The following is a 24,382-nucleotide window of genomic DNA, read 5'->3' on the forward strand; positions in this document are numbered from 1 at the left end:
CTTTCTTTAGTGAGAGTTGATTAGGAAACCTTGACCAGCTCGCGCTTGTCGTGTTCGAGGAATGCGTAAGCGCCCCAAACGCCGTTTAGCTGACCGTTGCGGGAAACGTCTTCAGCGTTGACGCGGACAGGACCACCGGGAAGGGTGTACATCTCAAGCGCCTTGGAGGAACCGACGATTACCTTGCCGTTCAGGTCTGTGCGGGAGAGCGGAGCAGGGATGAGCTTGAAGCCTGCAAGTGCACCCTCAGTAAGACCGATGGATGTGGAGAGCAGGGCAAGCTTGTTGGCGTCTACTGTTTCGAGAATTTCGATCCAGAGGTCAGAGCCGACGATTGCCCACTGTGGAGTGCCGGTTTCTGCAATGAGCTGAGCGCCCTTCAGAAGCTTGTGGTAGGCAGAACCGCCAACGCCGGTAACGGCTACAGCGGTGGAATTGATCTTGTCCAGTGCGAGAGTGTCAAGCTTGCGGTCAAAGTCGTCAGCGCATTCGCGGAGGTAGCCAGCGACGTAGCCACCATCGTTGAGGGTCAGGGTGAGACGGTCGATAGCGTGACCACCGGCGAGCTGAGCAGCGGTTGTCTCAACCTCAACAACGGTCGGAGCGTTGGTGCCGATTTCAGCAGGGAATCCGGCGTAATCGTAGGCAACCTTAGGCAGGACATCGAACTTCCAGCCCTTGATCTTGGTTGCGGTCAGTGGCTTCTGTCCGAGAAGGACGGAGAACTTCGGGGTGTAGTTGCGTCCGGTCTGGTACAGCTCTCCAACATAGGCAGGAACAGCGGTCTTGTCGTAGCTGTTTGCCTTGGTGATATCGGTCAGGGCAGCGTGAAGAGCGCCGCTGGCACCGAGAGATGCACCTTCGGCAAGCATGTTGGAGAACTCTTCAAGCGCGGATGCCTGTGGAGCGGTGCTGGCGTTTGCAGCGAATAGGGTAGCTGCCGGGGCAGCGGGTGTTTCAGACATATCGTCCTCTTTCATTTGGGTTGCCCCGGCTGAGGCGTTTAGGGGTTTGTTGCGTTCGTCCTCCGGCACAAAGGGTTCTGCCTCCGTGTCTTCGGACTGGGGTTCTTCTGTGTCTGCGGCTTCGGCTTCCGGTTCGGATTCCGGAGCAAGCGACTCAGTAAGAGCGGTGAGCGCGTCCTGTAGGGCGGCAAGCTTGGCTTCGATGTCTCCGGCGTCAGCGGCCATGAGCATCGAGGAAGGGAAAGCCGGAGTCTTGCAGAGGGCAGCTCCGGTAAGTTCGCCGTCCAGAAGCTTTCCGTTGCGGATGAGGGGATTGCGTACCTCTACGGAGATACCTGTCAGCTCTCCGGCGCGTGCGGCCTGAAGGGCCTCGTTGCCGCGCTCGAAATCGGAGACAGTGACCGTGGCGTAAAGAGCGTCCTCACGCTGCTCAAGGGTCACGAAGCGTCCGATAGGAGCGTCTGCCTTGTGTTCTGTGTTGACTACAAGGTGCGAAATATCAGCAGGAACCTTGAGAACATCCTTGGCAACGGTGAGCGTTCCCTTGTTTGTGCGGCCTGATTCGTTGAAAGTCAGTAGTTTGTAGCTGAGAATTCGGTCATTTTCGGATGCTGTTAGCAGCTCTCCGTAAGCGTGAATAGTGTTACTCATCGATATTTCCTTCAGTGGAAGTGCCTAGATTTCCCTTTGCATCGGTGACCACTTCGTATTCGGAATAGTCGAAATTCACCTTTACGCCGGGAGGGGTTACGTCGTCCTGTGAAAGACGGTCAGCAATTGGTTGAGTGAAAAGCTTCAAACTGAGTTCAAGCAATTCCGACTTTGATTGCAGGGCGTTGGTATATTGGTCAGAATTGCCGGTAAGGCCGTCCACCATTGCTGAAGAAATGTTCAGGTGGTTTGCTAGGTCAGTCCTGCAAGCCATTCGGGCTGAAATAAGAAGCTGATTGTTCTCGTCAGCGCCGCCATAGGGCGCAACTTCAAGGCCATAGGGAACGATGACGACGCCGCCATTAGGGTTACGACGGGAATTGGCGAAGTCCTCTTGGGCTTTGGTGACCTCTTCGTCGGTGGCTTCGTTCGGATGCAATTCCTTGATGACCGTGATCGGGGAAGGCGTGAGCGAGCGGTTAAGGATGGTCTGCTCTAGGGCGGCAGCATGGCGGATTGTGTAGCGGCCAGCGGCAAGGAAGCCCTGAGGCTTTAGACCGGCAATGTAGATGAGGTTTTTCTGATCGAAAGGCTTGCCGTCGATGAGTACGGAACCTTCTGCGTCGATGCTCCAGCGGTTCGGGTGAACTCGGATTGCATCGGCAACGTTGCCCTCAGAATCGCGGGAGACAAACCAAACGGCAGCGTTGAAAAAGATCAGGTCTTGGACTGTTGCGGCAATGCGGAGCTGTGGTGTGACGGCTCCGGGCTGAGTGTTGGATAGCCAGTCAGCGCCTTCTGTGGCACTTAGAGGGAAGCGGCTGGTGATACCGCTGTAGATTCCGATAGCGGCAGACACGGCAGGGATAGCCATGGCTTCATCGACAGTGGCCGGAAGCGTGGTGTTGCCGCCTGCGTTTGGGAAGAGGACGCTCTGAAGAGTGGAGGGTGACCAGATGGACTGAGCAAGCGGCTCAGTCGAATAGGCGCTCTGAGTAGCGAAGTCGAGAAGACCTGACTTCTTGCTAAAAATTCCCAAACTAACTCCAAAGAAAAAGGCAAACGGATACTGCTGTTGTCTTTGTCTTGTGCGTCGTTTGGTTGGACGGTGGGAACGATTACCGCTCCCACCGTCCGGGGATGTCATTGCGGAAATGTCATTTAGATCAAGACCAGCGAGGGGGAGAACTTGGAAAACTACCCGTCGCCGGCCTTGACTTATCTAATTATATCATTTCTGAAATGGCATTAGGTGAATGGATTCGCTATAGAAGCACTGCTTCACGGCGTTTGTATGGCTGTTTTTCGCGCTTTCCGGCAGCAATAAAGAGGGCGGCAGATCCAGCGCAAAGTGCGGAGATATCAGCCGTACTTGTTTTGCGTCCAAAAAGACGGGTTTCACCGCTCCATCTCCAACACACGTGCTCGGCTGCGGTATCCAGAGAGGCCGATGTGGAGTGCTTCAGTGTTCCGTCAGCGAGTGATTGTGAGATGAATGCGGCACCGGCTCCGACTTCCTTTAGCGTCAGCGCACGGAGACGGTTTGTATTGGTACGGGGAATGCGGCCTAGAGCCTGTGCAACCTGAACATTGAAGCCGATTGGGTCATACGCGATATCAAGCCTCGGGTATTCCTTCAGCGCCTTTGCCAGCTCTCCGGCCACCCAATTCGTTCCGGCTCGGTGGTCCATTGTCTGCATTCTTGCCTTACCGTCAGCATCAATCCACGAAGCCGTCAGAGACGCTGTAGAGCCGTCGATTGCACAGTCGAAACCGAGTACCCAATCACTCTCCGGGGGAGCCTCAGGGGCGCTTGCAGTGGCCTTCCAGAGCGTTTCCGGAAGGGCTCTTGTGACCAGATCCGGGGGCCATTGGCCCATATACTCCATGCTCCATTGCGGCGTCGTCAGACCAGCTCGGCGTGCGCGCATTTTCTCAAGCGTCGTCAGCGTTCCGATACCGGGATGAGTGGCAAGCCAGATAGCTTCGTCTTCAATGTCTGCATGCTCCGGAGCTGCGTATTCGGAAGTGAAGTGTCCGGCCATTCCCTGACGGCCTGCCTCAAGAGCGTTCCAGTACCAGCCCGCCCTCTGTCTGCCCGGAGTACCCGCTAGCAGGAACATTCCGTCTTCTACCGTGTCGAACAGGGGAGCGGCACCCTGACGGATGTCCTCTGTCCTCTCAGGGTCAAGAGCCTGCATCTCGTCAATGAGAATGATGCTGGCGCTGTCGCCTCGGAAGTTGTCAGGGTCAGGGGAGATGGAGTGAATGCGGGAGCCGTTAGGGAAGTGCATCGAAAGGTCTGAAGCTCCGCGAAGAATCCTCGGTCCTCCGGCGTCCTCCGGGCAGTGTCGGTCCAGCAAACGAGCAGCGGACATGTAGCGGTCACGGCTCTTCATTCCGGACTGAGCTGTTACAAGGATTTCAGCGTCTTCGTTCAGGTCAGCGAAGCCGACGATGTACGCCCAAAGGATTGTTGACTTTCCAGCCCTACGCGGCCAGCAAATAGCGTTCGTCTCAATGCGGTTGTCGAGCTGGTTCGCTAGTGCGAGCTGGTGAGGGTGGAGCTTCCAGCCAAGCATTTCAGCGCCTCTAAGCGCGGCGGCGCTCACGCTGCGACCTTCGGTGAGAGAAAAGATAGCGGCCGGGCGGCAGGGTTATCGTGCCTTCGCTGGAAAACTCGGATCAGTGATTTCAGATCCGCGACTGACCAGAACTTCACGGTGCGCTCGGATTCAATCATGCGAATTGTTTTGGCCTTGGCCTTGCGCTGATTGCCAAGCTTGCCGCCGTGCCTGCGGTTGCAGAGGCTATGGCTAATCGCTAGGTTCTGAAGGTCATGGCCTCCACCTTCAACGCGTGAAGTTGCGTGGTCCACATCCCATGTGTCTCCGTCTATCTGTGGATCTCCGGTGATGGTGCGGCCACATCGGTAGCAAGGGGAGGGGAGTAGGTGGGTGAGCTTAGCTCTAGCAGTGGTGACCTTACGGCCAGCCCATTTGTTTTCGGACACAGTGGTATCTCCCTTACGGGTCAGCGTCACTGTGTCTTTGCTGGGTTCTACTTATCCGGTCCAGCTCCGGTGTGCACCTTTTGTGCTGCGGGTCTTTCCCCGCCGTCAGACCGTAAGGTGGTCATTCCTCATTCCGGTAGATCAGCGCTATCAATACGAAGCAAAGCAGTACCGGAATTACGTACCAAGCCGGGAGGCCTGTGAATGATATCGGAATCAAGGGATCACCCCCATTTCCGGGGGCTTAGCCCTTTATCAATTATAGCATTTGCAATTCCTTCTCAAGGCGGATCACATCGTTATTAGCTCTTGCGATAAGCTCGGTTATACGCCTCTGCTTTTGCGCCTTATACTCATCTAGTTCCGCCAGTTGATTCTCTACATTCTGCAATAGTGTGCGTGCCGTGTGCCTTTTCTGTGCCCCTTGTCCAGATTGTGGGATGTCGGCAACCTTTGCTAGGTAGGCCTTACGTTCTTCAAGCCTTCTCTCAAGATCAATTCGCCTCTTATCGATAGTGGCGTCGAGATTATCAAGACGTTTCTGATTGTCATAAGCGCGGTGCTTTGCATCGTTGAGGGCTTTGGCTGTCGAAGGTAGTTCCGTCACCACTCGCGGCCTTGGTGAGGCCTTCCTTATCGCGGCTTCCTCAGCCCTTCTCAGCGCCTTTTCCAGCCTTGCTGCTTCTCGCTCAGCCTCACGTTGCGCCTTCCTCTCAGCGGCTTCCTGTGCCCTCTGAGCGGCTTTGGTTTGGCGCTCGGCCTCACGTGCTGCTTTCTTCTCGGCTGCTGCCTGAGCCTGACGCTCTTTCAGCTTCGCCGGTGTGGGGGAGTTGATCGGGTAGACCTTGCGCGGCTTACGTGGCTTCTTCGGTTCCGCTTTGGGCTTCTGAACTTTCGGCCTTTTATAGATGTACTTGGCTTCCGAGTAGTCGGCGTATTGATATTCACCGAGTTCCTTCAACTCTCGGACGATCCTGTCAATCTCGTCCTGACGTTCATCCAGCCTGTGAAGCTTCCTGAGAATTGAGGCCTCTTGAATCGCAACCTGTTCCTCGGTCTTCAGCGTGGCAAGAACCTTGAGTTCATGCAGGACGATTCTCTCTGTGGTGTTTGCGCTCTGTTCCGCGCTGGCAAGCTGAGTCTTCAGAATTCCGGTTCGGTTGCTCATGCCTTCTTCTTTCCGTAGTTCCTGACTTCTTCCCTCATCTTCTTCAGACGGTCAACGTGATCCTTCACCAGCACTACGGCTAGGATGGTTAGTAGAATTTCAAGCATTGCGTTCCTCTGCTTCCGTGCAACGGGCATCGATATCTTCCGCTGTATAGTTCGGTCCTTTGGCGCGCTGCTGCCTGCGTTCTGCGTCCTTCTCCGCAAGGCGTTCCAGAGTGGCCTTGTAGTCCGCTGGCACTAGGACTGTGGGGAGTTCCTGTCCGCTACGGGTAAAGCAGTACATGCCTTCGCCGTTCCAGTAGTTTTCTTTCATGATGCTTCTTTCGTAAGTAAGTGTTTGTTGCTTGCAAGGGGGATAGGGCTGTTTTTTGGTCAAGCTCCATAGCCGGGGCTTCAAGGGGGGTAGGTGCACGTATCTTCTATACGTGCTTATCCCCCTATCCCCCTTGCTTTGAGGGGAGTAAATATCCCCCTTTTATCCCCCTTTATCCCCCTATACCCCTTGGAGGACGATGACCTTGAGGGGGGATTGTGGTTCGGGATCTCCGTCAGACCAGACGGCCAGAGGACGGAAGACCTGACGCTTGTTGTCGATCATTGCTCGGAAGAGTCCACATCCTGAGGAATTCATCTGGACCATTGCGGCCTTCTGTCCGGATTCCTGCTTGACGTTTTCCTCGGTCAGCAATCCCCATTCGGATAGCTCTTCGAGGATGGAGCGGACTTCCTGCTTCTTCTTCGTGGCTGAGCCAGCGATCTTCTCAACAACATCCTTTGTCTTGAGCTTCTGGATGCCGTCAGCCAATGTGCGGATAACCTCGCGGAAGAGATCATTTGCCTTGGATGCTTCCTGACCGGAGTTGTCTCCCATGTGAGTCAGCATGTTCGTTGCCGGATCACGTGTCAGAGCGAATTCCGGAACGGGGTCCATACGTCCCTTGTCAATGCGGAGGTAAGCGGTATCGCCTTCACGTTTGTAGATCCACATATTGTCCGGAAAGCCTTCCCAGCGTGCCGAACCGATGGAGCGTTCAAACTCTGCGTTGGACTTGCCAGCGTGCCCCATGTGCGTTGTCAGGATGATGTCCTTGACGCCGGATTCCTTCTGAAGCCTCTGAAGGGCTGTGATGTAGTCCGCTGCGTCCTCATCGGAGTTCACGGAGCCTAGGAATGCGGCCTGTAGCGGATCAATCTCAAGGATTTCGATCTTGTTGTCTCGGAGCCACTTGATAGCGCGTTCTAGGACCACTTCGTTCTGAATGAAGAGGCCTGCACCGCGCATGTTCATCACGAAGATTTTGTGGCGGTTGACGATCTGTGCACGGCGGAACCAGTCGTGCATCTGGTTCGGCATCAGCTCATAGTTCCAGACGGCTACGTTGCCTTCTACAGGCTTTACCGGGAAGCGTCCGAATAGGGGAGTGCCGTCTACGTAGGACTTGACGCGGTTGACCTGTAGGACGGTCTTACCGGCCTTTGCGGGAGCTGTGACGGTGGTGATGTGCCCAACCATCAGGAGGTGCTTCACGCGCCATTCCATCGGCTCTTCGGGCATGGTCAGCGCTGTGTGAAGGTCCATGCAGCTATCGAAGAGGGAGAGGTCAGCGTCGGAGTTCTCCACCTTGTAGCGGCGGTTTGCTTCCTCACGTGCACGCTTGTTGGCTAGCTCAACTTCAACGAGTTCCCAAGACTGGAATTTCTCGGAGGCTTCAATGCGCTTGTTGAAGATTTTGGTTGCCTTGTCTTCAAGGTCACGCGCCATGTAAGCGGCTTTAGCTTCCAGCTCGTCCTTTGTCATGAGGCCTGCCTCACGGACGAGGGTCTTTAGTTCGTAGTTCTCTGCGGTGAGCTGTTCGGGAGTCTTTTCCCAAGGGTTGGCACGCGGTGCCGTCTCATCGAATCGTGCCGGGATCTGGACGGCGTTAGGTGCGGTTGTTGTTTCCATTCGTATATTTCCAATTCAGTTTAGATGTGTTGTCCATATGGACCTTTCTGTCATTTTGTCTTTGTCCTTGGCCTGAGGCCTTCAACTACACCTTGTCCATTTATGGTAAACTTAGGTATAGAGATTGAGGTTTTTATGTCATTCCTTTCCTCCTTCCTCTGTTGAGGCTTATCGTGGTTGTTAGGTCTTTGCTCTTATTGTTTTGCATGAAGTGCCCCGCGCCTGTCGTTTTGGTTTGCGGGGCATTTCTATTTCTCCACAAGATCCCAAAGCGGGGTCACCGTTTCAGGCTCTTCCTCCCGCATTCGTGTAAACCTGTTATCGGCGGCTACTTGAGCCGCCATCTTCTTTGCGTAGCGGGCTTCAAGGTCACGGACCCTTCTAAGTGATTCTTCAAGACTGATCATGCGCTTACTTTCTCTAGTTCGATTTCTGATTGCTGGCACCAGTAGCACTCCGGATTAAACTTCCCGCCGTTAGCGTGGTAGCGGACGTGTGGTCCTTTGCTTTGGCGGCGGTGAACTTCTTCCTTGGGGGCTGTGGCAAACCACAATTTCTGCCCTTGTGAGGCTCTTTCCTTCTGAGCCTTCTTGACTGCATCGGGAAGTTGCTTCCAGTGTTCTTTAGCGCTCTGTCTGCGGCGCTCTGTAAGGGCTTCGGTTTCCTGTTCGGTGCGTGCTGCTCGGGCTGCTGCCCTGCCTGCACTCATTGCCGCCTTTTGCTCCGCCGTGAGGGTCATTCCGTAGCGGTGGGAGAGCCTGCCCTTGGGCTGTTGTCCCTTGCGAGTCAGAAGCGGCACCTTCGGCTGTGCGGATGTGTGCTGCTTTCGGTAGTGGTCTTCGCGCTGGTCGGCATAGGCCGCGTCATCCGTGTCCAGCTTCTCTAGGGCGATTGCCTTGACGTTCTCCGGCCCAATCTCCCTCATCCATTCATAGACGGGTAGGTGGTCATGAGTGCCCTGCCTGCATCGGTACTTGTGTAGGGCAAGTCTCTCGGGAACGTACCTGCATTGGCCGATGTAGCGCACCACTCCATCAGGTCCGTGAAGTCCGTAGATTGCTCGGGAGTAGTCGCGGGGGGTTCGAGGGCTTCGTGGCATAAAAATTTCCTTCGTTAGGTGGTTGCTTTATTGCTTGCTTTGTGCTACCAGTATACCACGTCAAAAATGGGGGTTGCGTAGTGTACTGGTGTTTTGACTCCCTGTCAAGACCCGTGCGGAAACTTCTTTAGACTTAGATAGTTGCCCTTTAAGCACGGAAGCTCCGCCAAATCCGGGGGATTCGGGGGAGCTTGAAGGACCCGATTCTATCAGAGCGCGGCATGATATCCAAATCAGAGCAAATCAGCAAGAGTCAGTCGTAACACTTCGTAACAAAAGAAAACCCCGCCAGCGCTAGGCTGACGGGGCTTTACCGGTGCGGAAACATCCGGCCCATAGAGCTTACGCGCTGAAATAGGCCTCCATGTCAGCGGCCCAACGGTCAGCCAGCTTCGTTCCAAGCTCGGTGTAGGTGTAGTGGACCCGACTAGGGCTGAACCGCTTGCCCTGTCCTGCCCGTTCCACCGTGATCGAGTCGAAGACGGTGGTCAGGAGGTCGCGGCGCTGTTCCATAGAGACGGAGCGCCAGCCGTGAAGGTACCGGGTATTCATGTTCTTCAGGTCAATAGGCTCTTCCGAGAGCTGGAAGATGGAAACCTTCATGTCCTTGTTGAGCCTCAGGATTTCGTCATCCATCTCAGCCATGCGCTTATCGTGAGCCTTCTGCCGTGCGCCAAGGACGGAGGGCTTCAGCCCGGCAACAGCGGCGTCCTCCATCCACTCATCATGTGCCGATACAGCTACGCGCTTTTCGGACATCAAAGCCGCCAACGCCTTGGACGTTTCCTCAGCCTGTTCCTTACTGTCCTCATGCTGGTTCAGGAGTTCCAGCGCGTGAAGGCTCACAGCGTCTTCCAGCGGCTCTGCCACCACTGACTGATGCTTGACCGTAGGGCACTTATATAGGCGTGTGCTTCCAGCAGCGCCGCGCTGACCGGAGTTCATACCGCGTCCACATTCAACGCACCGGACGATACCGGTTAGAAGCTTCGTGTCTGACCGGCTGGTAGACACTCCACGCTGACCGGTGCGCTTGCCGTTAATAAGGGTCTGGATTTGCTCAAAGGTGGTTTCATCCAGCAGGGGCTTCCAGTCCTTCAGCTCATACAGCGTTCCCTCATACTCCTGCTTCCCAATAAGCCTAGGCCGCGTGAAGTAGTTCCGAACCGTTCCGGAAGTCCACTGCTTACCACCCTGCTTGCCCGTTGCCGGTGTCAGGAGTCCAGCGGCGTTCCAGAGTTCCGCCGTCCTAAAGAACGTCTGGCGTCCCTCGGCAATGAGCTTGGCGGCGGTCCTGACAGCTTCAGCTTCAGCCGGTACCCATTCGCCGGAGCGCTCCTGACCGAAGGGGCGGATGCTTCCACGGTACTTACCGGCCTTGGCGTCACGGAGGGTAGCGAGCTTCTGACGCTCTGCCTTCTTCCGGCCTTCCGCGCTGTCCACAGCAGTCCGGATAACCGTCAGCATTTCCGAGTCGGCGGAAGAGAAGTCCAGCCGTCCACCGTCGCACATGTGGCCGGTGATGCCAGCTCCCTTAATACGTAGGGTGTCCATCAGGCTCCGGCTAAGGCGGTCCTGTTTAAAGGCCACAACGATTGACGGGGCTTCCCTCAGCATCCGTTCGAACTCAGGACGCTCGGCACCTGAGGTTGCGCTGATGGAGTTATCCGCGTACGTCTCTCCCAGAGTCCAGCCCTGAGCCTTGATGAAGCGCTTGCACGCGTCTATCTGTGACTTGACGCTAGCTCCCTCTTCGGAAGTCCCTTGGCGCTTGTCTTGGCTGAGTCTGGCGTATATCGCTGCGGTGGTCATAGAACAAAGGTACCTAAATATCCTTGGCTGGGTCATGATCACTCTGATGTCGGCGGTGCTTGTTGCCGCGTTGCTGGCCCTGGCGGGTCCTGCCCTGGAAGCCATGTTCAATCAGGCAATGGACACGGTCGGAAAGTAGTCCGCAACGTGACCGGCGCCGACAACCCCGGAAGCGAGCGGGGTGCCGCAGTGGTTGACTTTGTGCTCGTCGGCGCCCTGCTGACCATGTTTTTTGTTTCCATCATTCAGCTCGCGCTCGTCCTGCACGTGCGGAACACACTCATCGATGCGGCGGCGTCCGGCGCGCGGTACGGGACCCTGGCTGACCGTAGCGCGGACGACGCCAGGCGCCGCACGGGTGAACTCATCGCAACGGCACTCAATCCGGATTTTGCCCGCGACATCCAAACCCGTGAGGTCGTCTTCCAGGGGCTGCGGACGCTGGAGGTGACCGTCAGGGCTCCGCTGCCGGTCATCGGTCTGATCGGTCTGCGCGAAGGTCTGGAGGTTTCGGGCCATGCCGCGATCACCGGCTGACAGAGGGCGCCGCCTCACGAGCCGCCTCACCGGCAGCGTCGCGGGCAGGTTCCGGGATGCGTTAGGCGACGGCGGCGAGCGGGGGAGCGCTGTCGTGGAATTCACTTTCCTGGGACTGCTCCTCATGGTTCCAGTGGTCTACTTCATCATCACCGTTGGCCAGGTTCAGGGCGGCTCGTTTGCCGTGGTGGGCGCAGCGGACCAGGCGGCCAAAGTCTTCGTGGCCCAGCCGGATGCGTCGCAGGGCCGGGCGGCAGCAGAGCAGGCCGCCATGGTGGCCCTTGCCGATTACGGCCATCCCGCCGGAAACGCCCGCATTGAGGTTCACTGTGACTCCGGCGGCGACTGCAGCGCGGCAGGCTCCACGGTCACCGTCACCGTAGGGCTGACCGTACCGCTGCCCTTCGTGCCCTTTGGGGAAGCACTTCGGCTCAACGCCGGCGAGCTGAGCGCTTCAGCCACCCAGGTCGTGGGCAGGTTCCGTTGACGCGTCCTGCGCCGGGCGGCGCACCAACGGCATCACCGAAAACGAGCAGCGATGAGGACGGGCAAATGACGGTCCTCATCATCGGCTTCGTCATGCTGGCCCTGCTGGTCAGCACCGTGGTCATGGCCGCTTCCAGCCTCTACATCGAGCACAAGAAGCTTCTCTCGCTCGCGGACGGCGCCTCGGTGGCCGCTGCCGACTCCTATACTCTGGGGCAGGTCGAAACGGCCGGCGGGACCCCGTCGGCCCTGCTGAACGGCCAGAGAGTCCGGAACGTCGCCGCGGACTACCTCAGCCGCAACGGTGCCTTCGGCCGCGTCGACGGGCTGGCCGTCGCGGCCGGAACGGGGACGCCCGACGGCTCCACCGCCGTCGTGGTTCTCAGCGCCACCGTGCATCCACCGGTGGTCAACTTCCTCGTACCGGACGGCATACCCATTACGGCCTCGTCCACCGCACGCTCGCGGCTGACCCGCTAACCCCGCAGCGGCGGCCGCACTGGCGGCCGGCACAGCCGGTGAGGGCGGATAGCGTACGCTTAAACAACCATGGCTCAAATTGATTTTGCTGCAGAAATCCGCGCGCTGCGCGGCACCTATACCTCCATCGAAAAGGTCACCGATGTCGAGGCGCTCAAGGAAGAGATCGCAGAACTGAGCGAGCGGGCCGGCGAGCCGGACCTCTGGGACGACCCCGCAGCCGCCCAGGTCATCACGTCCAGGCTTTCGCACCGCCAGTCCGAGCTGGAGCGGCTGAACACTCTGGCGTCCCGGATTGACGACCTCGAGGTGCTGGTGGAGCTCGGCCAGGACGAGGACGACGCCGACTCCATGGGGGAGGCCGAGACGGAGCTTGAGGCCATCCGCAAATCCCTGAAAGACCTTGAGGTCGTCACCCTGCTGTCCGGCGAGTATGACGAGCGTGAGGCGGTGGTGACCATCCGCTCCGGCGCCGGCGGCGTCGATGCCGCGGACTTCGCTGAAATGCTGTTGCGCATGTACCTGCGGTGGGCGGAGCGCCACGGCTACCCCACCACCGTCATGGACACCTCCTACGCGGAAGAGGCGGGCCTGAAGTCCGCCACCTTCGAGGTCAATGCCCCTTACGCTTTCGGCACCCTGAGCGTCGAGGCGGGAACACACCGGCTGGTCAGGATCAGCCCCTTCGACAACCAGGGCCGCCGGCAGACGTCTTTCGCCGCCGTCGAAGTCATTCCCCTCATTGAGCAGACGGACTCCATCGACATCCCGGACAACGAAATCCGTGTCGACGTCTTCCGTTCGTCGGGCCCCGGCGGCCAGTCGGTCAACACCACTGACTCCGCCGTCCGCCTGACCCACATCCCCACGGGCACGGTAGTGTCCATGCAGAATGAAAAGTCGCAGCTGCAGAACCGCGCCGCCGCGATGAGGGTGCTCCAGTCGAGGCTTCTGCTGCTGAAAAAGGAGCAGGAGGACGCGGAAAAGAAGGCTCTGGCCGGCGACGTCAAGGCGTCCTGGGGCGACCAGATGCGCTCCTACGTCCTCAACCCGTACCAGATGGTCAAGGACCTCCGTACGGAACACGAGGTGGGCAACACCTCCGCCGTGTTCGACGGCGCCATCGACGACTTCATCGAAGCCGGGATCCGCTGGCGCACCGACAACCGCAACGCGGAACGGTAGGCACCCGCGGGGAAACGGAACCACCAATCCCGCGACACGCCCCTTCGACTCCCGCCTGCGCATGGCAGCCCGTGCGTATAGTCAAGAGGCCGGAGCCATACTTCCCCCTAGCGACAGCCCCCGCACCGGTTGCAGACCATGCCCATAAAGCCGCGTCCTGCAGGGTTTTAGGGTCATGATCCGTTTCGAAAATGTCACCAAGGTCTACGACCAGAAGGCCAGGCCCGCCCTGGATGCTGTCAGCCTTGAGATCGACCGTGGTGAATTCGCCTTCCTCGTAGGCGCGTCGGGATCCGGCAAGTCCACATTCCTGCGCCTGGTCCTCAAGGAAGACCGCGCGACGTCCGGCACCGTCTACGTCGCCGGCCAGAACGTGGCCAACATCTCCAGCTGGCGGGTGCCCCGCCTGCGCCGTGGAATAGGCGTGGTGTTCCAGGACTTTCGCCTGCTGCCGCAGAAAAACGTCTTCGCCAACGTCGCCTTTGCCATGCAGGTGATCGGCAAGAGCCGCAGCGTCATCCGCGACACCGTTCCCGAGGTGCTCAAGACCGTGGGCCTGGAGGGCAAAGAGAAGCGCATGCCCCACGAGCTCTCCGGCGGTGAGCAGCAGCGCGTGGCCATTGCCCGCGCCGTGGTCAACCGCCCCGGCATCCTGCTGGCCGACGAGCCCACCGGTAACCTCGACCCCACCACATCCATGGGCATCATGGGGGTCCTGGACAAGATCAACCAGAACGGCACCACCGTGGTCATGGCCACGCACGACGACGACATCGTCAATGAGATGCGCAAGCGGGTCGTGGAGCTCAAGAACGGCAAAGTCATCCGCGACGAAGCGCGGGCCCTTTACACGTCGATGATGCCGGTCGTCGGCCAGTCCCGAAGGCTCAAGGACGCCAGCGGCCGCGACGACGCCGGGGCTGCCCGCGGCCAGGCAGGGGAGGGCCGGCTGTGAGGCTCCAGTTCATCCTCGGCGAGATCGGCGGCGGCCTGCGGCGCAACCTGTCGATGGTCGTCTCCGTCATCCTGGTGACCTTCGTGTCCCTGACCTTTGTGGGCGCGGCCGGGATGCTCCAGCTTCAGATCAACCAGATGAAGGGCTACTGGTACGACAAGGTCCAGGTGGCCATCTTCCTTTGCGGTGAGGGGTCGACGGCCGCCGGCTGCGCCTCGGGACCCGTGACGGCCGAACAGCAGGACAACCTCCGGACCCTGCTGGCGTCGCCCGCGGTGGCCCAGTACATCAATGACTTCCAGTTCGAGTCGAAGGACGACGCCTACAAGCATTTCAAGGAGCAGTTCTCCAACTCTCCCATCGTCGATTCGGTCACGCCGGACCAGCTTCCCGCCTCGTTCCGGATCAACATGAAGGACCCGGAGAAGTACCAGATCATCAGCGAGACCTTCTCCTCCCAGCCGGGCGTGGAAACCGTCATCGACCAGCGGCAGGTCCTGGAGCGGCTCTTCTCCGTGATGAACGCGGCCTCCCTCGTGGCAGTCATCATCGCCGGGGTGATGACGGTCTGTGCGATCCTCCTCATCGCCACCACGATCCGGCTCTCGGCATTCAGCCGGCGGCGGGAGACGGGCATCATGCGGCTCGTCGGCGCCTCAAAGATGGTCATCCAACTGCCCTTCATCCTCGAGGGCGTGATCGCCGCTGTCATCGGCGCCGCCCTCGCATCCGGAACATTGTGGGCGGTGGCCCACTTCTTCCTGGGTGAGTACCTGTCCAAACAGTATCCGGACACAGCGTTCATCTCCCCGGCCCAGACCCTGCTCCTTGTCCCGGCCCTCGTTGGGCTGGGCGTGGTTCTGGCGGGTACTTCATCTCTGCTCACGCTCCGCCGATACTTGAGGGTGTAGGCCATGCTCATTGAAGGAATGCCCATGACCAGTTCCGGCGGGCCCAGGCGCCAGCGCAGGATCCTCAGCGCCGCCGTGGCACTGATGCTGGCCGCAAGCCTCGGCGCGTCGGCTCCCGCCGCCTTCGCGGACGAGCTTGAAGACCAGCAGGCCGCACTGAAGGAAGAAGCCGCCCGGGTCCAGCAGTCACTCGAGTTCGTCGACGCCAAAATTTCCAAGGCTGCCGCCGACCTCGTGATCTACCGCGGACAGCTTCCGGCTGCCCAGCAGGCGCTCCTCGAGGCCCAGGGCCGGGTGGCCAGTGCGGTCAAGGAAGTGGAGGCCCTCGCTGCCAGGGTGGACCTCGCACAGCAGAACAAAGCCAAAATCACGCAGCAGCTCGATGCGGACAAGCAGAAGATTGCCAGCACCAAGAAGCTGATCGGCCAGATCGCGACGCAGGCTTACAAGTCGGGCGGTGTGCCCTCCGACCTCACGCTGTTCTTCGGTTCCAACAACACCGGCAGCCTCACTGAAACGATGGACCTGGCCGACCAGGCGCTGCGCAGCCAGAACTCCGCGATGGACAAGCTCACGCAGCAGAACGCCACCAACGTGAACTCGCAGGCCCGCCTGCAGGCGGTGGAAGCCGAGATCAAGGATCTCAAGGCCAAGGCCGACGCGGCGCTTGCCAAGGAGAAGGCTGCCCGTGACGAAGCCGCCGCCAAGAAGGCCAAGGTGGATAAGCTCATCGCCGACACCGCGCGCCTGAACAAGGAACTTGAGGCCGCCAAGCCCGGAATCCAGAAGAAGCTGGCCGGCGTCAAGGCGCGCCAGGACGCCGTCGCCGCCGAGATCAAAGAGCGTGACCGCAGGCTGCGCGAGGCGTGGCTCGCCGAGCAGCGGCGGATCGCCGCTGCCGCCGCCGCAGCGGCGAAGGCCAAGGGCGAGCAGCCCAAGCCTTACGTGCCGCCCGTGGCAGGTCCGCCGTCGGCCTTTGGCCTCCGCAACCCGTTCTCCGGCGGTGTGCCCATCACCTCCGGTTTTGGGTGGCGTGCGACGCCGCCCGGCACCATCGACTTCTACGGCGCCGGCGGATACATGCACACCGGCATCGACTTCGGTGCCGCCTGCGGCACTCCGGTTTATGCGGCCGCAGCCGGCACCGTCTTCTCCGCCGGCTGGGCGGATGACGGCGGCGGAAACAACGTCAAGATCTCGCACGGCGTGGTCCAGGGCAACTCGCTGACGACGATCTACTACCACAACACCAGCGTGGTGGTCTCATCGGGACAGCAGGTCAGCCAGGGCCAGCTCATCGCCTACTCGGGCACCACCGGCAATTCCACGGGCTGCCACTCGCACTTTGAGACATGGCTGAACGGCGAGGCCGTTGACCCGATGCGCCTGCTCTGACCAGGGAGCAGCCGGTGCACCTGCCGTAGAATAGTAAGACTGTGTTCCTGCGCCGCCGGAGCAGCAAGTACCGAGAACCGAGGAGTTGAACCGTGCCCAAAGAAAGTGGCCGTAAAGTCGTGGCCACCAACCGGAAGGCCCGGCACGACTATCATGTCCTGGATACCTACGAGGCCGGGATCGCACTGATGGGGACAGAGGTGAAGTCCCTTCGCGAAGGTCACGCATCCATGGTGGACGGGTTCTGCATGTTCTACAACGACGAGCTCTGGATGGAAGGCATCCACATCCCTGAATATAACCAGGGCAGCTGGACCAACCATGCGGCTCGGCGGCGGCGGAAACTCCTGCTGCACCGCGAGGAACTCACCAAGATCTCGCATAAGATCCGTGAATCGGGCTTCACTATTGTTCCGCTGCAGCTGTACTTCCTGGACGGCCGCGCCAAGGTGGAAATCGGAATCGCCCGCGGTAAGAAGGACTACGACAAGCGCCAGACGCTCCGCGAGCAGCAGGACAAGCGCGAGGCCCTGCGGGCCATGCGGGAACGCAACCGCCGGTAGGAATTATTCGCGGCAGGTATGCGTTACAATGGATAGTCCGGCAGGCGGGTGCTGACCTTCCAGCCGGTTTGGTAACAAAATACGGGGATGATCGGTTTCGACGATGTTAGTCGCGACAGGTGAAGCGGGCCGAGGATGCAGAATTATCTCGTAAACGCTTTCTGCAAACCAATAAGTGCCGAATCTAAGCGCACTGACTTCGAACTCGCTGCCTAAGCAGTAGTTCAGTCCGTCAGCCCGGGGTTGCTATCGCCCCGGTTCCTGGCGTCATTTAGATAGCCACTGCTGTTTGCTCCCGTCATCGGAGTAAGCGGGACTTTTAGATGACTGGGCCCGGATCAGCCGCCTGTTTGCAGGACGGCTGGGGCCGAGAAAATCCGACGCAAACTGCGCCCGGAGAAGCCCTGACAACACGACATCGGACGGGGGTTCAATTCCCCCCATCTCCACCTGTGTGATGTCTCGGGACATTGACTACAGATGTCCCGAGACATCGACGACACCCCCGGTCTTCGGACCGGGGGTGTTTTGTTTTTTCGGCTGGTAGCCGCGGGCGGGGTTGATGGTGAACTCGGCGAGGATTTCGCCGGTGCCGTGTTCGACGGCGGTGGCGTCGGTGTCTCTGACGAGCAGGATGATGCGTTTGTGCTTGTGGGCGCGGCCGATGCCGAGGTGCCGGAGGCGTCCGGCGTGGCGGAGGGTGACCTTTCCGTCGGCATCGACGCGGTCGGTGCGGATCCGCCAGTGTTCCCCTTGGGCGGCGATGGCCGGTGCAGCCTTGGGGGTCGCTGCGTAGGCCCCGGAAGGTGTGCGGCGTTTGAGGGCCCGGTGTGGCCGTTCGTGGTTGTAGACGTGGCGGAACTTGGCCAGGAGCTCGTTCAGGTCGGCGATGGTGTGGGCCTCGGGCTGGTTTTTGAGCCATTTTTTGAGGGTCTGGTGGAAACGTTCGATCTTGCCCTGGGTCTGGGGGTGACTGGGGCGGCCGTTCTTCTGCGTGATGCCCAGGGACGCGATGAGGGTTTCGAAGGCGTTGCGTCCGCCGCGCCCGCCGGCGAGGCGGGTGGTGTAGACCAGGCCGTTGTCGGTGAGCGTGGAGGCGGGCAGGCCGTGCTCTTGTGCGGTGTCCAGGAAGGCATCGGTTACGACGGTTCCGGTGACTTTGGGGTGGGCGGTGAGGTGGAGCAGGTAGCGGGAGTGGTCGTCGATGAAGTCCAGGATCTCCACCTCGGTGCGGTCGGCCAGGGTCCAGTAGGTGAAGTCGGATTGCCACATCTCATTGGGTTGGGCGGCGGTGAAGCGGCGCAGTGAGGAACGGGGCCGCTTGCGCGGTTCCGGGGCCACGGTGCCTGCGGCGCGCAGGATGCGGTGGATCGTAGATCTGGCCGGCGGGGTTCGGCCTTCGCGTTCGAGGTGCGCGGCGATGGTCTCGGCGCCGGCGTCGAGCCCTTTTTTGGTCAGCTCGGCGCGCAGCGCGAGGATGCGGGCGCGTACGTCCGGGTCCGTGGCCTGTGGGTTGGTGCGGGGTCTGCGGGAACGGGGCGCCAGGCCCGCGTCGCCCTCGGCCGCGTACCTGGCAAGGAGTTCGTGGACCCATTGGCGGCCGACGCCATAGCGTCGGGCAGCCTCTGATTTGGACATTCCGCCCTCAAGTACGGCCAGGACGATGACCTTGTTCTTCGACATGGCCCATCGTCGACGGCCGGGGTGTCGCCGATGTCCCGGGACACGCCAAAGACCGTCGCCGATCTCCGAGGACATGTGTCGCGTATCAGCTGTCGTGCATGTCCCGAGACATGTGTCGCCTATGTCCTGAGATCACACACCCCCATCTCCACCAAAGTGAGCCCCGGAAGCCCTGATGAACTGGTCCCCAGAAGTTGGACGGTTTAGTTAGAGCCTAGGCCACAAGGGCCTGAGCACGGTATTGCACCGGGCTCAGGCCCTTTAGCTTTGTGGAGATTCTCTCGGTGTTGTACCAGCGGATGTATTCGTGCAGTGCCGTAGCCAGTGCATCGGTGTTGAGGAACCGGACGTGGTGGAAGAGCTCTTCCTTGAGGTGTCCAAAGAAGTTCTCGATCACGGCGTTGTCGTAGCAGTTGCCTTTGCGGGACATTGATTGGACGGCGCCGGCGCCCTCCAGGAGCGTCCGCCACGAGGTGTGCCGGTACTGGAATCCCTGGTCTGAATGTACGAGCGGTTTCTGCCCGCTGTCGAGCGTTGTCAGTGCATTACGCAGTGAACTGTTGGTGGGCTCCAGGTTTGGCGACAGGCCGATGGAGTACGAGATGATCTGCCGGTCAAAGAGGTCCATGACCGGCGAGAGGTAGAGCTTGCGGTCTCCGACGCTGAACTCTGTCACATCAGTGACCCACTTCTGGTTCGGGGCAGTGGCGTCGAACTCCCGGTTCAGCAGGTTCGGCGCGGCAGTGCCCTGTTCGCCTTGGTAGGAGTTGTGGCGCTTCCGCTGCCGGACCTTGCAGACAAGCCCGAGTGCGCGCATTATCTTCAGCACCGTTTTCTTCGCGACCGTCCAGCCTTGGTTGAGCAGTTCCCTCTGCACGCGGCGGTGCCCGTAACGGCCATGGTTCTTCTTGAAGATGTCCATGATGGAGGACTTGGGTTCCTCTTGCGGGTCAGGGGCCAGGAGCCGGGCCTGGTGATAGAAGAACGTGGATCGGGCAAGACCTGAGACCTGCAGCAGAACCGGAAGAGAGAAGTCCGCCTTGAGGGCGATGAGAGCCTGAACCGTCACCGTTGTTTTTGAGCCCTCAAGGCCCGCAATTTTCCCAGGTAGGCCACTTCCGCCCGCAACCGCTCGTTCTCCCGCCGCAACCGCTCCAATTCGGACGTCTCCGCCGGCGGTGGGGCGTCGGGCTTCCGGGGTCGGCCTTTGGGCTTGGGGCGCAAGGCATCCACGCCTTCGCGACGATAGGCACGAGCCCACGTCTTCACCAATCCCGGCGAAGACAATCCAGCCTCGGCTGCCAGATCCGGGGCAGTCTCACCCGCGAGGAACCGTTCCACCAGCGCGAGCTTGAAGTCGAACGAATACGACTGTTTCGGTTTAGCCACCAGCGCTCCTTGACCATGGATCCTCCACCGCTGTCAACGGCAGCCTAGAAATGACCGGTGGCGGCATGTTGGTTTGCCCGTTGGCGGCAGGTGATTGACCGGTGGCGGCAAGTATTTTTGGACAGCGTCAGGTGCCCCGGGCGTGCCGGGTTGGTGGGGGCGCCTGACCGGTTTTGGGTTAGTTCATGGGGCGGGTTCCTTTCCCGTTTTGGGCTTGCATGAGCCGGACGGACTCGCCGCTGGTTTGGCAGAGGTGGGCGTGGTGCATGAGCCGGTCCACGGTTGCGGTGGCGATGGTTTTGGGCATGAGCTCGTCGAATCCGGAGGGGTGGATGTTCGAGCTGATCGCCAGGGAGCGTTTCTCGTAGGAGGCCTCGACGACGCGGTAGAAGCCCTCGGCGGCGTCGGCAGAAACCGGCAAGAGGCCTATGTCGTCAATGCAGATCAGGTCGACGTTGGTGGCCCGGGTGATGGCTTTGTTGACGCTGTCATCGATGCGGTGCCGGCGGACAAGGGCGCCGAGGTCTTCCATGCTGAGCCAGGACACGGACATGCCTTGGTCGATGGCTTGCTGGCCGAGCGCTTCCAGGAGCAGGGTCTTGCCGGTGCCGGAGGGCCCGCAGGCAATCAGGTTTTCACGCCGCCGGACCCATTCCAGGGTCCGCAGAAACGATGTTGTTGCCGGCGGGAGGGTGGAGAGGGCTTCGTCCCAGACGTCGAAGGTCTTCCCGGTGGGGAAGCCGGCGCGTTTGCGGCGGGTGGCGAGCATCGAGGCGTTCCGGCCGGTGGCTTCGGCTTCGAGCAGGACGCGCACGACTTCGGTGGGGTCCCAGCGTTGGGCTTTCGCGGTGGCCAGGACGTCGGCGACGACAGCGCGGGCGTGCGGCATCCGGGTGGTGCGCATCAGCGCGATCACGTTCTCTACGGACGTGTCGGCCAGGGGCGGGGTCATGGTGTTAGTGCTCATCGATGGCTCCTTCAAGGTCTTCGTCACTGGTGGCGGCGATGGGTGTGGTGCCGAAGCTGGCCCATGCGCTGGTGCCCTGGCTCAACCACCGGTCCTGGTCTGTGACGGTGTGGGTGGTGCTGGTTGTGTGGCCTGCCGCGCTGCCGGTGTTGACGATGGAGAGCAGGTCCTCGTGGGTGAAGCGCTGATGCACTGCTGCCGCGCCGAGGCCTTTGTCGACCTCGTCGGCGCCGAGGACCTTGGCCAGGGTGACGGCGCGTTCCATTTTGTGCCTGATCTTCTGGGTTCCGGCGGCGGCGGCTTCCTTGAGCCAAAGCGCGGCGCCGGCGCCGAGGGCCAGGAATTCTTCCTCGGCAGTGTTCGTCGGGCGGATCACCCGCTCCAGGGCGCCGGCGGGGGCGGGCGGGAAGTGGTCGTCGATAATCGCGGGGGTTCCGGGACGGGTGAGCTTGTGGCGTGCGACCTCGACCGGTCCGGTCGCATCTACGTGGACGATGATCACTTCGGTGTCGGTGCCGCGCACCCACACCATCTGCCCCATCAGGGTGTGCGGGACCGAATACCGGGACTGGGCGAAGGTGATCATGGGCGTGTTCGGCGGAACCTGACGGGTCTGGCCGAAACTCGCGGTCACCGGGGTCGCCGGGACCGGATGCAACCTGGGGCCTTCGATCACCTGCAGCATGTCCTTCGGGATCTCCAACGTGGCCCGGTGCACCCGCGAGTTCACCTCCTCCATGAATGCCTCACATGCAGCCTCCAGCTCGCCGAACGACCGGTATTCGGGCAGCAGGTTGGTGTCTTTGGGGACGAGATCGGCCTTGGCGATCTTGACCGCATTCTCCACCCCGCCCTTGGAGGCAGGGTCTGCCGGCAGGCAGGTCTGCAACGACGTCGAGTAATGCCTGGTGAACGCCACGATCTGGTGGTTGCGGACAGGGATCCCGGCGACGTGCTCGACCGTGACGGTCTTCTCGTTATCGGTCAAAATGTAGGTCGGAACCCCGCCGATCAGGCGGAAGGTCCGGTCGAGGGCGGCGAACACACTCGGCATGGTCTTATCCCGCAACGCGATCACGACCCGGAACCGTGAGAAGGCCAGCCAGGCCACGAACAAAACCGTCTTCACACCACCAACGACGGGCCCGTCGCCGTAGTCATACTCGAGCCAGAGACCCGGCTCCGGCGTCCACGGCCGGTGCACCCGCACGCTCCGGGCCCGGTATTTCGCCTTCAACTCAGCAAGAGTGGTCCTGGTCGTCCGCTCACACCCGGTGAACCCCAAAGCCCGGAGCTTCTCATGCACGACATCCCCGCGGATCTTTCCGCGGGACTGCTCAACCCAAGAGATCATCTGAGGCAGGAACGGGTCGGTCATCCGGCCGCGTTGCCGGGCCACCGGCGCCTGCGCGCCTTCCTGACGGGCTTTCACGTAAGAGCGCACCGTGTTGTGTGAGACGCCGCAGATTTTCGCGGCATCCCGGTATGACCGGGTCAGATCGTAAGCAGCTAATATTTCCATGAACTCTCCTGGAGACTTCACAACGAGCCCCCTCCTTCCCGCAACGGGTGAAATACACGATTGGCATCGCCATTTCACCGCGGAAGGAAGGGGCTCTCCCCGTAACGACACGAGGGATGGACAAGAGGAATCCCAGCACGCCCAGCCACCCACGGGTGGCCCGCTACTGTCCAAAAATGCTTGCCGCCACTGGTCAAAACCACTGCCGCGAACGGTCAATCAAATTTGCCGTCTCCGGTCAGTTTAAAGTTGCCGCTTACACACCGCCGATACAGAAGCTTGACCGGCCAGCGCGACACGCCCAGCAAGGTGGCTGTCGCCGTATCTGCAAGGCCTTTCTCAAACCACGCTACCGCGGCCTCGCGCTGAGCCTCGGATAACGAACTACGTGCATGCATAAAACTGCTCCCCTGAAGTCGGAACTGAATTTCTCAGTCCAACTTCCGGGGAGCAGTTCATGAGCTTCCGGGGCTTTCTTTTTGCCTGTTGGCCAAGAACCCCGCTTTGTTGCCTGGGAAAGTACTGGCCGCTGCCGTTCACCCACGGCGTAGCCAACGCGGGACTACCTGCCTCAACCGCGCGGTTGTGACAGGTATCACGAATCGTGCGATTCCTGCGGTAGGGAGGCAAGCGATGCCCACGGCGGCTGCTAACGAACCGGGACCCGTCGACGACGGCGCGGCCCTCGACTCTTACTCGGAGACGGTCATCAGGGTGGCCAGGACCGTCACGCCCCACGTGGCTGCCATCGAGATGACGGGAAACCGGCGCAACGGCCGTTTCCGGGTCGGCGCCGGGTCTGCGGTCCTGTTCACTGAGGATGGCTACCTGCTGACCAACGCCCACGTGGTGGCCGGAACCCAGAAAGGCCGCGCGGTCTTCGCCGACGGCTCCGGTACGGACCTGGAGGTGGTGGGCGCGGATCCGTTGTCTGATCTTGCTGTGCTCCGTGGCCGTGCCCCGCATGTGGCTCCTGCCGAGTTCGGCGACGCCGAGTCACTACAGGTGGGGCAACTCGTCATTGCCGTCGGCAATCCGCTGGGGTTGTCGGGCTCGGTGACGGCAGGTGTGGTGAGCGGACTCGGAAGGGCAATTCCCGTCTGGGCAGGCCGCAACCGCCGCGTCATCGAGGATGTTATCCAGACCGATGCCGCCTTGAATGCCGGCAGTTCCGGCGGTGCACTCGCCGACGCCCGAAGCCGGATCGTGGGAATCAACACTGCGGTGGCCGGTGCCGGGCTGGGGCTGGCCGTGCCGATCAACAGCACCTCGCGCCGGATCATCTCAGCGCTCCTGTCGGACGGAAGAGTCCGGCGCGCCTACCTCGGCGTGGTGAGCACACCGATCCGCCTGGGTACGAGCGAAGTGGTCCGCACTGGCCAGCGGGAGGGGCTGCGCGTGGTTGAGGTGCTGGCCGGTTCCCCCGCTGAACAGGCAGGTCTCCGTCCCGGTGATGTTCTGTTGCGCGTTGGTTCCCGTGCAGTCAGCAACGCCGAGAGCCTGCAGAAGCTACTCTTCGCCGAGGCCATCGGCGTGCCGATGGACATAGCCGTCCTGCGCGACGGACACGTGACAGCCATCTCGGCAGTACCCGGCGAGATGGCGGACTGGGGATAGTCCGCGGCCTTAAATATGGGAGCGGGGAAACAGCCGG

24 protein-coding genes and 1 other RNA gene are annotated in these 24,382 nt (G+C 60.6%); 10 read left to right on the forward strand and 15 right to left on the reverse strand.

Going from position 1 to position 24,382, the window contains the following annotated elements:
* Positions 1-20: 20 nt before the first annotated feature.
* The 10 genes from BWQ92_RS18090 to BWQ92_RS18130 all read right to left on the reverse strand — a co-directional run bounded on the left by BWQ92_RS18090 (position 21) and on the right by BWQ92_RS18130 (position 10,655).
* Positions 21-1,616 carry a hypothetical protein gene (locus BWQ92_RS18090; protein ID WP_076801821.1) on the reverse strand — a complete coding sequence of 532 codons (1,596 nt, stop codon included), beginning with the start codon at positions 1,614-1,616 and terminating at the stop codon, positions 21-23.
* The gene (locus BWQ92_RS18095; protein WP_083706357.1) at positions 1,609-2,763 is read right to left on the reverse strand and encodes a phage portal protein; all 1,155 of its coding nucleotides are present in this window, start codon (positions 2,761-2,763) and stop codon (positions 1,609-1,611) included. The genes BWQ92_RS18090 and BWQ92_RS18095 overlap by 8 nt, the downstream gene beginning before the upstream one ends.
* Positions 2,764-2,881: 118 nt before the next feature.
* Positions 2,882-4,228: a phage terminase large subunit family protein gene (locus BWQ92_RS18100; protein ID WP_157365198.1), complete on the reverse strand. Its 1,347-nt coding sequence runs from the start codon at positions 4,226-4,228 to the stop codon at positions 2,882-2,884.
* Positions 4,225-4,659: an HNH endonuclease signature motif containing protein gene (locus tag BWQ92_RS18105; protein WP_083706358.1), complete on the reverse strand. Its 435-nt coding sequence runs from the start codon at positions 4,657-4,659 to the stop codon at positions 4,225-4,227. Before BWQ92_RS18105 ends, BWQ92_RS18100 begins: the two co-directional genes overlap by 4 nt.
* A 229-nt stretch (positions 4,660-4,888) precedes the next feature.
* Positions 4,889-5,797 carry a hypothetical protein gene (locus BWQ92_RS18110; RefSeq protein WP_076801830.1) on the reverse strand — a complete coding sequence of 303 codons (909 nt, stop codon included), beginning with the start codon at positions 5,795-5,797 and terminating at the stop codon, positions 4,889-4,891.
* Between the two features lie 99 nt (positions 5,798-5,896).
* Entirely contained in the window at positions 5,897-6,112 is a 216-nt protein-coding gene (locus BWQ92_RS18115; RefSeq protein ID WP_076801833.1) for a hypothetical protein, read from the reverse strand.
* Positions 6,113-6,292: 180 nt separating this feature from the next.
* Entirely contained in the window at positions 6,293-7,744 is a 1,452-nt protein-coding gene (locus BWQ92_RS18120; protein ID WP_076801835.1) for an AAA family ATPase, read from the reverse strand.
* Positions 7,745-7,992: 248 nt separating this feature from the next.
* The gene (locus BWQ92_RS23640) at positions 7,993-8,151 is read right to left on the reverse strand and encodes a hypothetical protein (RefSeq protein WP_157365199.1); all 159 of its coding nucleotides are present in this window, start codon (positions 8,149-8,151) and stop codon (positions 7,993-7,995) included.
* On the reverse strand, positions 8,148-8,669 hold the full coding sequence (locus tag BWQ92_RS18125; protein ID WP_076801837.1) for a hypothetical protein: 522 nt from the start codon (positions 8,667-8,669) through the stop codon (positions 8,148-8,150). The genes BWQ92_RS23640 and BWQ92_RS18125 overlap by 4 nt, the downstream gene beginning before the upstream one ends.
* Positions 8,670-9,185: 516 nt before the next feature.
* Positions 9,186-10,655: a recombinase family protein gene (locus BWQ92_RS18130; protein ID WP_076801840.1), complete on the reverse strand. Its 1,470-nt coding sequence runs from the start codon at positions 10,653-10,655 to the stop codon at positions 9,186-9,188.
* A gap of 147 nt (positions 10,656-10,802) precedes the next feature.
* On the opposite strand from BWQ92_RS18130, the gene BWQ92_RS18140 reads away from it, so the two are divergent.
* The 9 genes from BWQ92_RS18140 to ssrA all read left to right on the forward strand — a co-directional run bounded on the left by BWQ92_RS18140 (position 10,803) and on the right by ssrA (position 17,619).
* Positions 10,803-11,192: a TadE family protein gene (locus tag BWQ92_RS18140; RefSeq protein WP_076801845.1), complete on the forward strand. Its 390-nt coding sequence runs from the start codon at positions 10,803-10,805 to the stop codon at positions 11,190-11,192.
* Positions 11,193-11,286: 94 nt separating this feature from the next.
* Entirely contained in the window at positions 11,287-11,679 is a 393-nt protein-coding gene (locus BWQ92_RS18145) for a hypothetical protein (RefSeq protein ID WP_335633075.1), read from the forward strand.
* Between the two features lie 65 nt (positions 11,680-11,744).
* The gene (locus BWQ92_RS18150) at positions 11,745-12,158 is read left to right on the forward strand and encodes a pilus assembly protein TadG-related protein (protein WP_076801847.1); all 414 of its coding nucleotides are present in this window, start codon (positions 11,745-11,747) and stop codon (positions 12,156-12,158) included.
* Positions 12,159-12,227: 69 nt separating this feature from the next.
* Positions 12,228-13,343: a peptide chain release factor 2 gene (gene prfB / locus BWQ92_RS18155; RefSeq protein ID WP_076801853.1), complete on the forward strand. Its 1,116-nt coding sequence runs from the start codon at positions 12,228-12,230 to the stop codon at positions 13,341-13,343.
* 175 nt (positions 13,344-13,518) lie between these two features.
* Positions 13,519-14,298, forward strand: a complete 780-nt coding sequence (gene ftsE, locus BWQ92_RS18160) for a cell division ATP-binding protein FtsE (RefSeq protein WP_076801855.1) — start codon at positions 13,519-13,521, stop codon at positions 14,296-14,298.
* Entirely contained in the window at positions 14,295-15,209 is a 915-nt protein-coding gene (gene ftsX, locus BWQ92_RS18165; RefSeq protein ID WP_076801858.1) for a permease-like cell division protein FtsX, read from the forward strand. The genes ftsE and ftsX overlap by 4 nt, the downstream gene beginning before the upstream one ends.
* 18 nt (positions 15,210-15,227) lie before the next feature.
* Positions 15,228-16,604: a peptidoglycan DD-metalloendopeptidase family protein gene (locus BWQ92_RS18170; RefSeq protein WP_377956838.1), complete on the forward strand. Its 1,377-nt coding sequence runs from the start codon at positions 15,228-15,230 to the stop codon at positions 16,602-16,604.
* Between the two features lie 92 nt (positions 16,605-16,696).
* Positions 16,697-17,167: an SsrA-binding protein SmpB gene (gene smpB, locus BWQ92_RS18175; RefSeq protein WP_076801863.1), complete on the forward strand. Its 471-nt coding sequence runs from the start codon at positions 16,697-16,699 to the stop codon at positions 17,165-17,167.
* 83 nt (positions 17,168-17,250) lie between these two features.
* Positions 17,251-17,619, forward strand: a transfer-messenger RNA (tmRNA) gene (ssrA, locus tag BWQ92_RS18180).
* Between the two features lie 22 nt (positions 17,620-17,641).
* Here the strand turns inward: ssrA and BWQ92_RS18185 are convergent.
* From BWQ92_RS18185 to istA, 5 genes are all read right to left on the reverse strand, one after another.
* A complete protein-coding gene (locus BWQ92_RS18185) occupies positions 17,642-18,850 on the reverse strand; it encodes an IS481 family transposase (protein WP_076801865.1) in 1,209 nt (402 codons plus the stop codon).
* A gap of 214 nt (positions 18,851-19,064) precedes the next feature.
* Positions 19,065-19,919, reverse strand: coding sequence for an IS3 family transposase (locus BWQ92_RS18190; RefSeq protein ID WP_076801867.1), 855 nt, complete (start codon positions 19,917-19,919; stop codon positions 19,065-19,067).
* Positions 19,916-20,239: a helix-turn-helix domain-containing protein gene (locus tag BWQ92_RS18195; RefSeq protein WP_157365201.1), complete on the reverse strand. Its 324-nt coding sequence runs from the start codon at positions 20,237-20,239 to the stop codon at positions 19,916-19,918. Before BWQ92_RS18195 ends, BWQ92_RS18190 begins: the two co-directional genes overlap by 4 nt.
* A gap of 178 nt (positions 20,240-20,417) precedes the next feature.
* Positions 20,418-21,206, reverse strand: coding sequence for an ATP-binding protein (locus tag BWQ92_RS18200; protein WP_076797998.1), 789 nt, complete (start codon positions 21,204-21,206; stop codon positions 20,418-20,420).
* On the reverse strand, positions 21,196-22,749 hold the full coding sequence (istA, locus tag BWQ92_RS18205) for an IS21 family transposase (protein ID WP_076797999.1): 1,554 nt from the start codon (positions 22,747-22,749) through the stop codon (positions 21,196-21,198). The genes BWQ92_RS18200 and istA overlap by 11 nt, the downstream gene beginning before the upstream one ends.
* A 612-nt stretch (positions 22,750-23,361) precedes the next feature.
* Here istA and BWQ92_RS18210 point away from each other — a divergent pair.
* Positions 23,362-24,345 carry a S1C family serine protease gene (locus tag BWQ92_RS18210; RefSeq protein WP_076801869.1) on the forward strand — a complete coding sequence of 328 codons (984 nt, stop codon included), beginning with the start codon at positions 23,362-23,364 and terminating at the stop codon, positions 24,343-24,345.
* The last annotated feature ends 37 nt before the right edge of the window (positions 24,346-24,382 follow it).

The organism is Arthrobacter sp. QXT-31 (assembly GCF_001969265.1).
In the GTDB taxonomy this organism is placed as follows: Bacteria; Actinomycetota; Actinomycetes; order Actinomycetales; family Micrococcaceae; genus Arthrobacter.

Excerpts from the sequence above, each read along its gene's own strand:
- BWQ92_RS18090 (WP_076801821.1), bottom strand. The coding sequence starts at position 1,616 with ATGAGTAACACTATTCACGCTTACGGAGAGCTGCTAACAGCATCCGAA.
- BWQ92_RS18095 (WP_083706357.1), bottom strand. The coding sequence starts at position 2,763 with ATGACATCCCCGGACGGTGGGAGCGGTAATCGTTCCCACCGTCCAACC.
- BWQ92_RS18110 (WP_076801830.1), bottom strand. The coding sequence starts at position 5,797 with ATGAGCAACCGAACCGGAATTCTGAAGACTCAGCTTGCCAGCGCGGAA.
- BWQ92_RS18115 (WP_076801833.1), bottom strand. The coding sequence starts at position 6,112 with ATGAAAGAAAACTACTGGAACGGCGAAGGCATGTACTGCTTTACCCGT.
- BWQ92_RS18120 (WP_076801835.1), bottom strand. The coding sequence starts at position 7,744 with ATGGAAACAACAACCGCACCTAACGCCGTCCAGATCCCGGCACGATTC.
- BWQ92_RS23640 (WP_157365199.1), bottom strand. The coding sequence starts at position 8,151 with ATGATCAGTCTTGAAGAATCACTTAGAAGGGTCCGTGACCTTGAAGCC.
- BWQ92_RS18125 (WP_076801837.1), bottom strand. The coding sequence starts at position 8,669 with ATGAGGGAGATTGGGCCGGAGAACGTCAAGGCAATCGCCCTAGAGAAG.
- BWQ92_RS18130 (WP_076801840.1), bottom strand. The coding sequence starts at position 10,655 with ATGACCACCGCAGCGATATACGCCAGACTCAGCCAAGACAAGCGCCAA.
- BWQ92_RS18150 (WP_076801847.1), top strand. The coding sequence starts at position 11,745 with ATGACGGTCCTCATCATCGGCTTCGTCATGCTGGCCCTGCTGGTCAGC.
- prfB (WP_076801853.1), top strand. The coding sequence starts at position 12,228 with ATGGCTCAAATTGATTTTGCTGCAGAAATCCGCGCGCTGCGCGGCACC.
- ftsE (WP_076801855.1), top strand. The coding sequence starts at position 13,519 with ATGATCCGTTTCGAAAATGTCACCAAGGTCTACGACCAGAAGGCCAGG.
- BWQ92_RS18170 (WP_377956838.1), top strand. The coding sequence starts at position 15,228 with ATGCCCATGACCAGTTCCGGCGGGCCCAGGCGCCAGCGCAGGATCCTC.
- BWQ92_RS18185 (WP_076801865.1), bottom strand. The coding sequence starts at position 18,850 with ATGTCGAAGAACAAGGTCATCGTCCTGGCCGTACTTGAGGGCGGAATG.
- BWQ92_RS18200 (WP_076797998.1), bottom strand. The coding sequence starts at position 21,206 with ATGAGCACTAACACCATGACCCCGCCCCTGGCCGACACGTCCGTAGAG.
- BWQ92_RS18210 (WP_076801869.1), top strand. The coding sequence starts at position 23,362 with ATGCCCACGGCGGCTGCTAACGAACCGGGACCCGTCGACGACGGCGCG.